At 29.8% G+C, this 10537-nt stretch carries 10 protein-coding genes and 2 pseudogenes; 3 read left to right on the top strand and 9 right to left on the bottom strand.

Going from position 1 to position 10537, the window contains the following annotated elements; all coding sequences use genetic code 11:
- Nucleotides 1-139 precede the first annotated feature (139 nt).
- Together AC1Q8L_RS29765 and AC1Q8L_RS29760 are read right to left on the bottom strand one after the other, a co-directional pair.
- Nucleotides 140-940 carry a hypothetical protein gene (locus AC1Q8L_RS29765; RefSeq protein WP_098312237.1) on the bottom strand — a complete coding sequence of 267 codons (801 nt, stop codon included), beginning with the start codon at nt 938-940 and terminating at the stop codon, nt 140-142.
- An 83-nt stretch (nt 941-1023) separates the two neighbouring features.
- Entirely contained in the window at nt 1024-1446 is a 423-nt protein-coding gene (locus tag AC1Q8L_RS29760) for a DUF2712 domain-containing protein (RefSeq protein ID WP_098312238.1), read from the bottom strand.
- Nucleotides 1447-2167: 721 nt separating this feature from the next.
- On the opposite strand from AC1Q8L_RS29760, the pseudogene AC1Q8L_RS29755 reads away from it, so the two are divergent.
- Nucleotides 2168-2320, top strand: a pseudogene (locus AC1Q8L_RS29755) (anti-sigma factor); the annotation flags it as partial.
- A gap of 232 nt (nt 2321-2552) precedes the next feature.
- Here AC1Q8L_RS29755 and AC1Q8L_RS29750 read toward each other — a convergent pair.
- Nucleotides 2553-3113, bottom strand: a complete 561-nt coding sequence (locus tag AC1Q8L_RS29750; RefSeq protein ID WP_098312239.1) for a MerR family transcriptional regulator — start codon at nt 3111-3113, stop codon at nt 2553-2555.
- 585 nt (nt 3114-3698) lie between these two features.
- Here AC1Q8L_RS29750 and AC1Q8L_RS29745 point away from each other — a divergent pair.
- The gene (locus AC1Q8L_RS29745) at nt 3699-4130 is read left to right on the top strand and encodes a helix-turn-helix domain-containing protein (protein WP_098312240.1); all 432 of its coding nucleotides are present in this window, start codon (nt 3699-3701) and stop codon (nt 4128-4130) included.
- Nucleotides 4131-4207: 77 nt separating this feature from the next.
- Here the strand turns inward: AC1Q8L_RS29745 and AC1Q8L_RS29740 are convergent, their stop codons facing one another.
- The 3 genes from AC1Q8L_RS29740 to AC1Q8L_RS29730 form a co-directional block, all read right to left on the bottom strand.
- On the bottom strand, nt 4208-4768 hold the full coding sequence (locus AC1Q8L_RS29740) for a helix-turn-helix domain-containing protein (protein WP_098312241.1): 561 nt from the start codon (nt 4766-4768) through the stop codon (nt 4208-4210).
- A 663-nt stretch (nt 4769-5431) separates the two neighbouring features.
- On the bottom strand, nt 5432-6109 hold the full coding sequence (locus tag AC1Q8L_RS29735) for a hypothetical protein (RefSeq protein WP_001985840.1): 678 nt from the start codon (nt 6107-6109) through the stop codon (nt 5432-5434).
- Nucleotides 6110-6326: 217 nt separating this feature from the next.
- A complete protein-coding gene (locus tag AC1Q8L_RS29730; protein WP_098312242.1) occupies nt 6327-7562 on the bottom strand; it encodes a plasmid recombination protein in 1236 nt (411 codons plus the stop codon).
- A gap of 431 nt (nt 7563-7993) precedes the next feature.
- Between AC1Q8L_RS29730 and AC1Q8L_RS29725 the strand changes: the two are divergent.
- A pseudogene (locus AC1Q8L_RS29725) lies at nt 7994-8371 on the top strand (tyrosine-type recombinase/integrase); the annotation flags it as partial.
- A gap of 15 nt (nt 8372-8386) precedes the next feature.
- Here the strand turns inward: AC1Q8L_RS29725 and AC1Q8L_RS29720 are convergent.
- The 3 genes from AC1Q8L_RS29720 to AC1Q8L_RS29710 form a co-directional block, all read right to left on the bottom strand.
- Complete coding sequence (locus AC1Q8L_RS29720; RefSeq protein ID WP_448164024.1) at nt 8387-9037, bottom strand: ATP-binding cassette domain-containing protein; 651 nt, start codon at nt 9035-9037, stop codon at nt 8387-8389.
- 23 nt (nt 9038-9060) lie between these two features.
- Nucleotides 9061-9858, bottom strand: coding sequence for a DUF2705 family protein (locus tag AC1Q8L_RS29715; protein ID WP_142318011.1), 798 nt, complete (start codon nt 9856-9858; stop codon nt 9061-9063).
- A gap of 35 nt (nt 9859-9893) precedes the next feature.
- A partial coding sequence (locus AC1Q8L_RS29710) for a hypothetical protein (protein WP_492339551.1) occupies nt 9894-10537 on the bottom strand: 644 nt, incomplete at its 5' end.

Genomic DNA, 10537 nt, shown 5'->3' with positions numbered 1-10537 from the left:
TACACTAAAAGTTCCTAAATAATTTTTTTCATAAGCATAAATTACATACTTAATGTTAGAAAACAAACCCAAAAAAAGAAATAAGAAAGTTAATAACAATCTAATTCTTCTACCTAAAATACAATTCTCATAAAAACGACTAAATTTGTTCATATTTCTTTGCACCCCAAAAATAAAAGAACATACTAATAAATAAAAACAATAAAAACGATAGAACAAGATAAATCGGTTTGTTATATAATATTGGTTGTTGGGGATCCACTAAATATGTTGGAACAATTTGAGGAAAAATTGGTTCTAGCACTATACCTAAAATCATATCCATTAAAAAAGGTATCAATAAAACAACAAATACTTTTTTAATGAAAATTGATGCACTTAATGCTAAAACTGCAAAAACCCCAGCAAATAAAAAGTCTATCAGTAAATATAAAAAACAATATAAAATTGGAGAACTAAAATATAATCCCGAAAACATATGTTTTAAACTTATTGGCGTTAATCCCGAATTTGGATTACTCACAGGTTCAATAGATACAGTTAAAGCAACAATAACTAAACTAATTAACAACGGTAAAATAAAAGAAATACCACCTATGATAAAAACAGAAATATATTTTGATAAAAGATATTTCCCTTTCGAAACTCTTGTATAAATTCCATTTAAAAATCCAGTTTTTTGTTCTAATAAATAGCTATCTGAAAAAACAAATACAGAAATTAAAGGCATTAATAAAAATATAAACGAACCCACACTTTGAAAACCTATCCATTTATAAGAGAGTCTTAAAAATTCTTTATCATACCATTTATCCATACTATAAGTATAAACATTAAAATAATAATGACAGAGACTTAAAATTATAGACAGTAAAATAATCAATAAAAAACGTTTATTAAAAAAAGCTTGTTTTAAATTTAAAACTAAAATATTCTTCATACCTTATATTCATCCTCCAAATACCAACTTTATACATATACTATAAAAGACAATCTTGAAATTTCAAGATTGTCTTTTAATAATCATCGACTATCCGGACTCCATACTCCACCAGAAGCAATAGATACTCTAGATGTTCCTTTTAAATTTGCTGCTAGACGAGCATAGTTTCTGCCCTCTTCTTTTACAACATTTGCAAGTTTACGAGCTTCTCCAGCACTAACGAAATATTTATGACCACCAGAACGATCATTATAATCACTATCTGCTACCCAAACATATAATTGACGACCATTACCAATCCACTCAGCTTTTATATAAGAAGATGTTTTATCTTCTTTCGCTCTATCACTAGTATATCGTACTCCTAAACCACCAGCTGGCCACTTCATATAATATTCCGAATCATCTGAATTATTCGCCGAAGCAATATCAAGGTTTGTATTAGTAACAACAAAACCTAATAAAGCACCCGCCAAAATAACCTTTTTAAAAGTTTTTTTCATATCGTAATCTCCTCATAAATTAATGAATACTAAACTATATTAATATAATACGATTACCAAGTAAAGTTTTTTTTGCTAATTTAATCCAAAAAGAGGACAAATATGCAAATTTGCATATTTGTCCTCTTTTTGGATTAAAACATCTCTTTATCCTATTTTTAATAGTACTACATGATATATTTAATTTTTATCTATCATTATGTAGTAAAAAGACATAGTTATAGCAAGAGAATGCTTGTAAACTGATTTATACTACATTCCCTTATTGTATGTATATTGTAATTCTTATTCACTTTTTTCTAAACAGTAGAACCATAAATCTTAACGAAGACATTGATGAATGCCCTTTACTTAAGAATCCGTCCTACACTTTTTATTCCACGGTTTACTTGACTACGAGCCTCTACCCCCTCAAACTCAAGTGGCTTTCTCAGCATAAACAGAATTAACTCCATTAATAGTTAAGAATAAACCTAATACTAAACCTGCAATAATTGATTTCTTTTTCATGGTTTTTTACCTCTCAATTAATACTATACTTAGCGATATATATGAATTTTCAAGGTAATCCTGAAAAAAACAATAATTAGTTTTTTTGACCATGAGTTGATAAAATTGAAATTATTATAAAAGTTACATGACCTGAAAATGTCAATTTTTTGAACCCCATCAACAAACGTAATCATTGATAAATAAACATTTAGAAAGGTAGGTATACAGAATGAAAAATTCAAAAAACTTCAAGGAAATATATAAACTTGCTGAAAAAATTTCTTTAAATGATTTTGATAAACTGAATAAAAAGCACGAATTTTCAAATAATTACACGTCCAAAAAAAAATTATTCCTAAAAGAAATTAAAATGAAAAATAAATAACCACAAGCTCCGCATAAAAGAAATCGTATTTTAATCACTGTAAATTAAAACAACAAGATGTTATTACTTTAATAATTTATTTTCGGTAAAAATATCCCCAAATAATAACATAATAATAACAAGGGAATGCTTGTAGACTGATCTATACTGCATTCCCTTATTGTATGTATGCTATATTTTTATTCTTCTTTTTCCGACATTAGAACCCTACATAAAATACCGAACAAATTTACTTTTTAAACAAACCGAAAAAACCTTTCCGTTTTTGTTTCTGATTTTGAGCCTGCATATCTCTAATGTTTTCAAGCAATAACTGATCTCGCTTCTCTAGCTTCTTCTCTATAAAAACTTCTAATTCACTGTTTTTACCTTCTACTTCAGTTAACTTTTTCTCCGTATTCGCTAAATGCTCTTTTGTCGTAACCAATTCATTCGTAATTTCTTGCAATTTTTGAACGAGTGCTTGATTAAACTGATTTTGTAACTGTTGATTTTCTAATACTTCATTCAGTTTCTTTTCTAATTCTGATTTTTCTTCTTTTGAAACAAACGAATCAAGTTCTCCGTTCCGCCATGAGCGAACTTGATCGTAAGACCATTTTTGAACCTGTATTTTTTCTTTTATTGCTTTTAGTTCTTCTATATTTTCCTTGAAGTATCTGCGATGACCTCCCTGACTTCGCTCCGTTTGTATATTAAATTCGTTTGACCATACCTTTAACAAATCGGGTGTGATCCCTAAAATATCCGCAACAATTTTCGGCGTGTGCATTTCTGATTTTAGTTCCAATTTTTATTCCTCCCCAAAAAACGGAATACGTTTTTTTACTTAAAAACACGATTAAATCAATATTCCAATCAAAATCGGAATATACTTGCAACCGATATAAAAACCGATTTTAAAAACGATTTAATTTCGAAATACATTCCGATTTTAACACCGATATGTATTACTTCTCGATAATAACATCAAAATCTTTTTTCTATATACAAGATTTTATGCAAAAAAAAATAGCTTGGATCCCTAAAATCCTCGCTATATCAACGATGTATAAAATCCTGTATATCAAATAAACAGACAAAAAAAGAAGAATCCCTGTACATACAAGGATTCTATCCAAATTTTTGCTACCGATAATAGGACGTTATGTTAACTCCCTATGAATAAAATATACAAAATAAAAGTTGGGAAGCAAATAAAAAACGGTTCTTTTCATGGTAAAATTTGTTATAGATGGATAATACAATTAAACAAACGAGCTATTTGGAGGCACATAAAGGTGCAACCTTTTGTTGCACCTTTATGTGCCTATAACTATCTTTACTTTAGTCATCCACTTCAACAATACTGAAATAAGAAAGGGCGATAAACAATATGTTTTTTGGAGATAAATTAAAAAAAGAAAGAGAAAAGAAAGGTTGGTCACAGGAATACCTTGCTACAAAAATACATGTTAGCCGTCAATCAGTTTCAAAGTGGGAAACAGGTAAAAATTATCCCAGTATTGGAGTGATTATCGATTTAAGTGATTTATTCGGGATCACAATCGATGAATTATTAAGGAGTGATGGAGAGTTGAAAGAAAAAATAATTCAAGATAGTAAAGGATCGACAGATTTAAATTGGAAATCATACCTTTTAACCAGTTTAGGTATTCTTATCGGAATTGTAATTGCTAGTATGATTAAACATGATGGAATTGATTGGATATCCATTAGTTGGTCAGCAGTTGCAACAGCAGCCTTCTTGTACCTTATTTCTCTTCTTTTTTCGCAAGGGAGCAAAAAGAGTGAAACAAAAAAGTAGATAGAAATAACAAAAATTATATAAACACGAAAGTCCTCCAGTTAAACAATCCGGAGGACTTTTAATAGTTTTCTAAGTTATCTTCCAAATACACTCAATCCTAAATAAATCAAACTATAACTAATTAAAGCACTTGCAAGCATCAAACCTATTTTTAATAATTTGTCTTTTATATTAAGCTTTACTTCACTTACAGGTTTTCCCTCTATAAAATCAACTATTTGACGATAAGTTTTTAAATTATGCTCTTTTTTTATATTTTCAACTTGCTGTAATGAAAACATAAGCAAAATCGTAAGTACCACAGGTATTATAAGACCATAATAACCAAAAAAGTAAAATACAGGTGCAATAGAAATAGGAAGTAGAATCATTAATGCTAACATGATGTAACTCCACTTAAAGAAAGTTGATTTTTGAAGTTCTTCTTTCATGATCTTTACATCTCCTTTAACTAAATCATCCAGGGAGACATTAAAGAGAATACTCATCATTAGTAAATTATGAATATCTGGATAGTTCCTTTCATTTTCCCAGTTAGAAATAGATTGTCTGGAAACATGAATTTTTTCTGCTAACTTCTCTTGGGACATGTTATCCCGTTTACGAAAGTATTGTATCTGTTTACCGATGTTCATTTATACATCTCCCTTAAGTTTGAGGTTAAGTTAAAGGCTAATGAAAGACTACCAAATGTCTTTATAATAACGTGATTTTAAGATGTAAAAATGTTTTATCATGCTATTCTCCCTGTTTTTGGGTGTGAGTGCTGGCTCGTCGTGTGGGGACGAAACCCCACATAGCGTTAATTTCATATAGAAAAAGAAGAATATTTTGAACGGAAGAACTGGCGATTCGGCTGGTACAATTGTTGATCCAAGTCGAACAACTTAACCCCGTTTTTGGTCTGTTCGGCTTGGCGAAAGCTAAAAACCAGCCGAAAAAAGTTCCGCAAGGACAGAAAAAAAAGAAAAGGCGATAGCCTTTAGGTGAGGATTAACGAACCGACTTTTCTTTTTCTGAAGGTGGAGATTTTTGAGCGTTATTTGCTCAAAAATACTACCTGTTCCTTGCGGAACTTTTAGCCTTTAATAATAGTGATAATAGAGAGCATCTACAAAAATCGTGTGAATCCCTTGATATGACTGGGTTGAATACACTTTTTAGGGTGTGACGTTTTCGTCACACTTTTAAGTCTTTTTGTGACGTTTTCGTCACACCTAAAAAAATACAAATAAGTAATAAAACGGATAAATCTCTTTGAAATACATATAAAAAAGACTATATCAATTTGATATAGTCTAAAAAAATCTAGCTGGTAATTTTACCTTTTTACCATTTTGATCTTTAAGATTTTTCAAAGAATATTGAAACAATCTCATCGTTAATTTATCAAGTTTCACTTCATTTTTTCGAGGTGCACAAATCATTATGTAAGGATTTACTACCCATGTTCTAGGACTTACAGTGCGACCATTTTCAATAATTTGTCCAGCACCTTCTGGATTAAGTAAAATTTCTTTTTTCTTTAATGAATTCATAACCAAAGAAGTTTTTTCTCTTGATTTCCCTATCATTTCAGCAATTTCAGAAACAGTTGCTGCTTTTGGTAACTCATAATCTTCCTCAGCGCTCTTTCGTTTCCTTTTAAATTTATCATCTCTACAAATGATAACATTACTTCTAAATTCCAAATAAGCTTGAATTCTAAATAAAAAACTTTCTTCTGCTTGAGTTAAATAACCAATACTATTCAACAAATCTAAATTTCTGTGCATTACTTGATTAAATGGTTCTCCAGCAAATGGATCTTTATTAGTTCCAACATAATGATCTTCTCCAGTTAATTCTTTTAACTGTTGTAAAAGAGATTTTTTTAGTTCTTCAGCTTGATCTCTTTGTTTTCCATCTTTCTCAAAATCTCTTTTTCTAGCATTTCTATCAGCTTGATTTAAAGCTTGTCCCAATTCTTCATTCACTGTTAATTCCTCCTCTAAATTGAGGGAATCAACAAAAACACCTATTTTTTGCTATTTGATTATAAAACAAATTATGATAATCTATAATCAGATAAATGAAGTCTAGGTATTTTCGTAGAATACCCTATAAAAAGAGTCATGTTCCAGCATGGCTCTTTTTTTCATTCTATCACGTTTTCAATAACCTTGAAGATAAAAACAAAGTTTCCCCATTTTTTTACCGTTCTCTATCAAAATCTCGATGTCTGCTTATTTCTCTCTTATGTTCACGTTCAAATTGATTATCTACTCCCTTGCTATCCAATTCATTTTTAATAATCCCTCTAAATACCTTAAATTTCTCTTTAAAAGCTTTTTTCGTCTGTTGATACAAAACTCTTATATTCTCCTTCAAATCCTTTATATGAGTTTTTAACAAACCTATTTCAGTATTTAATTTTCTATTTTTCTCTTTCAACTCTAAATTTATCTTTTGAGATTCTTTTAAAGAATCATACAAACTATCAACTCGACGATTCAATTCCCTATTTTCTTTTACGAAATCCGTATTCTGCAAACGCTCATAATCTTTTTTTACAGTGACTGCTGCAGTTATCAATTCTTCTACTTTTTCGATTTGCTTTGGTGAAAAAACATAATTGCCTGTTTCTTTTTCAATGATTTCAGGTTTACCAATTAATTTTGGCTTTACCTCAGTCTTGATCTCTTTCTTTTTGGGCTTTAGCGTAATCTTGCTATCCGGTAATCTCTTGCTTATCTCCGTAATTTGATTCTCTATGTTAGAAACAGCTTCAGCATATTCCTTGTATTGACGGACTTTCATATATTTATGTGAACCCACATTGGCACGTTCAAAATTTGGAATTTGTTCTTTAGCTAAAGATTCAATATAAGCCGTTTCTAATTGTCTCCAATTCGCAATTAGCTCCGTTCCTTTTCCTTGTACACCTTGTTGTTGCAAGGCTCTATCCATTCCGACACGCCTCGTTAATCCTCGACTACTTTCGAAATTCGGTACATAGTTAATATGTAAATGCGGATTTGCTTCATCATCATGTAATACCATGTTATAGACTGCTAGATTTGGATTTCGCCCTTGAAACGCCTCCGCATACTGTTTTAACGCTTCTTTTTTAGCTTCCCTATACTTTGGGTCATCTTTACCCTCTCCAACCGCTACAACCAATTCTCGTTGCTCATGTGTCTTTGTATCTTTTTTTATCTTGTCATAATAATCCTTAATTTTGCGATCATTACGTTTTTGTTTCTCGTTATACTTATTTACTGCTTCTTGAAAGACATCCTTGTATACACTTCGGATGTCCTTTTGAACAAAATAGATATTCTCTTCTAACCTGGATGGATCTATGCCAGGATTCCCATGAATGTTTTCTCTGTTATTATGGCTTAATGAACTTTGATGAGATTGATTAAATGAGATAGAAAACAACATAAAGTGCCACCACTTCCTCTAGATCAATTGATACAATTAGTCTAGCAAGGCGACGAAATTGTGTCAATTGACGTAACCCTATACGTATTTTGACGCTTTCGCATCAAAATCGATAGGGGTCTGCGACGCTTGTCGGCTTCACCGAACCATGCTTAGCATGGAAAACCAAACCTTGGGCGTTGCCCAAACCCACTGGGGAAATCTTCCCCAGACCCCATCCATCGAACTCCCCATCCCCTCCATCCTTGAGGGGCTCCCTCGCCGGTTGGCAGGAACAAACGGTCGTTTGTTCAATGCCAAGAGGGTTCGGGTATAAGTGTAGTTGGTCAAGTCAAATACTCCCTTCGCTTCGCTAGGTCCGTTTTGATTGACCAACACATGCAACGACCTCTACTATTGATCACTTTACTCTCTTTATCCCCCTAAAATGAAAAAAGAGAAAAGAATTCAAAATCAAAGATGGAAAAACGAAGAAAGAACGCATGATTAACCTTACTTCTATTTTTGATGAAATCTATTCGTATGCGCAAACATTAGAAAGTACTTGGTTATTCCCTTCACGAAAAGGAAATCAGCCCATTAGTAAAATCCAGGCTTATCGGCAATTGCAAAAAGCCGGAGATTTTGCCGATGTAGAATCCATCGGGACTCACACCATGCGAAAAATCTTCGGCTATTGGTTCTATAAACAAACAAAAGATATTGCTATGTTACAAGACATACTCAATCACAGTACACCCAAAATTACCTTAAAATATATTGGTATCAATAAAAAAGAAAAAGATAATGTACTAGATATATTTTATATTCAAGAAGATAATTTATTAATCATTAATTTCATGACCCACTATACAACCATCATTCAAAGTGAAAATTTCATCAGTAATATCATTTAAAAATTCATAATCATGACTAGCAATTAATATTGTTTTTGACTGACTTTTTAATTCATTAACTATATTCTTAACTAATTGTATACCCTCTTGATCTAAAGCATTAGTTGGCTCATCTAGAATTATTAAATCAGGATCTTCCATTATAGCTTGAGCAAGACCAAGACGTTGTTTCATACCCAAAGAATATTTTTTAAACTTCCTGTCATCATTAAAAGATAAACCTACTTTTTCTAAAATATTTTTGATTTGCTCATCTTCTATTTGTCTTTTTATAGAAGCTAACATTTTAAGATTTTTAAAACCAGTATGTTGAGGTAAAAATCCAGGATATTCAATTAAAACCCCTACACTAGGAGGAAATGAAATATCTTTTCCAATCTTTTTATTTTCAATTAAAACTTCTCCTGTTGTAGGAATAATTAAACCACATATTGAACGAAATAACATCGTTTTACCAGAACCATTATGTCCCTTAAAACCATAAACTTTTCCTTCTTGAAAAGAAATATTAATTTGATTTAAAATCTTTTTTTGACGAATAGTTTTAGATACATTCTTTAATTCTATATATGTAGACATATTTTTTAGTCACTCCATTTCACTTAAATTAAGTCCATTTTCTTAAAATATACACTTCCTAGAATCAACATAAAAAAGAATAGTAGGATTTCACACAATATAATATACATACCTTCAAAAAAACCATTTGAGAAAAACTCAATATAACGAATAACCATCAAATATCTTCCTAATAAAATTGGAGAAGGTACATAAATCGAAATTAATAATATAACTATAATAAATATATAACTATATATAGGTTTCATTATCATAGTTAACAAAACTTGCACTAAAGAAATTACTAAAGACGTAATAAAACAACTAAAAAAAGATAATACAAAAAAAGTTAAAGGATTTATAGATAATACTAAATGATCTTTAAATAAAGCATTTGAATAATTTCCCCACATATTAATATTTTGATCCAGATAAAATGAAGATAATATTAAACAAATTAAAATAGTTATATAAAATAACATAACCGTAATAATAAGCCAAACTACTTTAGCCAAAAACCAATCACGTCGTTTTTTAACTCTTAACAAAGCATAAAAACTATTTTCCTTTAATTCGTTATATAAATAATCACCAACCAAAAAAGCTAAAAATGCTTGTATTAATAGCCAAGAAAATGGAGGGAACTGTATTATTCCTGGAGTATAATCTCTAACTCCAGTAAATAAAAAAAACCATAAATCTAAAGAACTATTTACTTGATTTTCACTATTCAAAGTAATTATAGCTAAAACACATAACACCAACAAAAAAACACACCAAAAGACCCATTTTAAAAAATTCTTTTTAAAAGAATTTTTAATATCGTAAATTATAATATCCATATACTATACAATACCTTTCAATAGCATTTGCTTTACTAATAAAAATCATATTTATTAACTAATTTTCGAAGAACACTAATAAGGAGATAGCTAATAACTAATAAATATAACAACATATAAATTACATTCATTGTTCCTACTACATGGTTAATATTTATTGTTGCTTGTTTAAAAATAAATGATATTGGAGAATACATATCAATCAAAGGTAAAATACTAGAAACAATTATTCCAATAAATAAGTTTCTAAATACTAAGCCTATAACAGTAACAAGCATTCCAACTATAAAGAAACATAGAACTAAAAATATAAAATTCACAACAAACCAAATAAAAGTACTAATAGAAAAAAAACTTTGTGCTAATCCAACCATTGACACTGTAATTCCAAAATTAAATATAAAACTAATAAAAACAAATAAAATTGAAAAATATAATAAATTTCCAACTATTATATTTTTCAATTGTTCACGACTAAAAAAGCGTATTACCTTAAAAACTTGTAATTCCTTTAAATATATATCCGAAGCAGAAAATATAAAAAGCAACAAAACATATGTAGGCAATACAGGAAAAGAAAAAGAATAAGACATAATTTCCACTACACTAAAAGTTCCTAAATAATTTTTTTCATAAGCATAAATTACATACTTAATGTTAGAAAACAAACCCAAAAAAA

This window comes from Bacillus sp. GW823-FHT06A11, from assembly GCF_058795355.1.
Note: the sequence above shows the minus strand (reverse complement) of the source record. Positions and strands in the feature narration are given on the sequence as shown.

Bases quoted from the DNA above. Each gene is read 5' to 3' on its own strand.
- AC1Q8L_RS29745 (WP_098312240.1), top strand. From the start codon at position 3,699: ATGTTTTTTGGAGATAAATTAAAAAAAGAAAGAGAAAAGAAAGGTTGG.
- AC1Q8L_RS29740 (WP_098312241.1), bottom strand. From the start codon at position 4,768: ATGAACATCGGTAAACAGATACAATACTTTCGTAAACGGGATAACATG.
- AC1Q8L_RS29765 (WP_098312237.1), bottom strand. From the start codon at position 940: ATGAAGAATATTTTAGTTTTAAATTTAAAACAAGCTTTTTTTAATAAA.
- AC1Q8L_RS29715 (WP_142318011.1), bottom strand. From the start codon at position 9,858: ATGGATATTATAATTTACGATATTAAAAATTCTTTTAAAAAGAATTTT.
- AC1Q8L_RS29730 (WP_098312242.1), bottom strand. From the start codon at position 7,562: ATGTTGTTTTCTATCTCATTTAATCAATCTCATCAAAGTTCATTAAGC.
- AC1Q8L_RS29760 (WP_098312238.1), bottom strand. From the start codon at position 1,446: ATGAAAAAAACTTTTAAAAAGGTTATTTTGGCGGGTGCTTTATTAGGT.
- AC1Q8L_RS29720 (WP_448164024.1), bottom strand. From the start codon at position 9,037: ATGTCTACATATATAGAATTAAAGAATGTATCTAAAACTATTCGTCAA.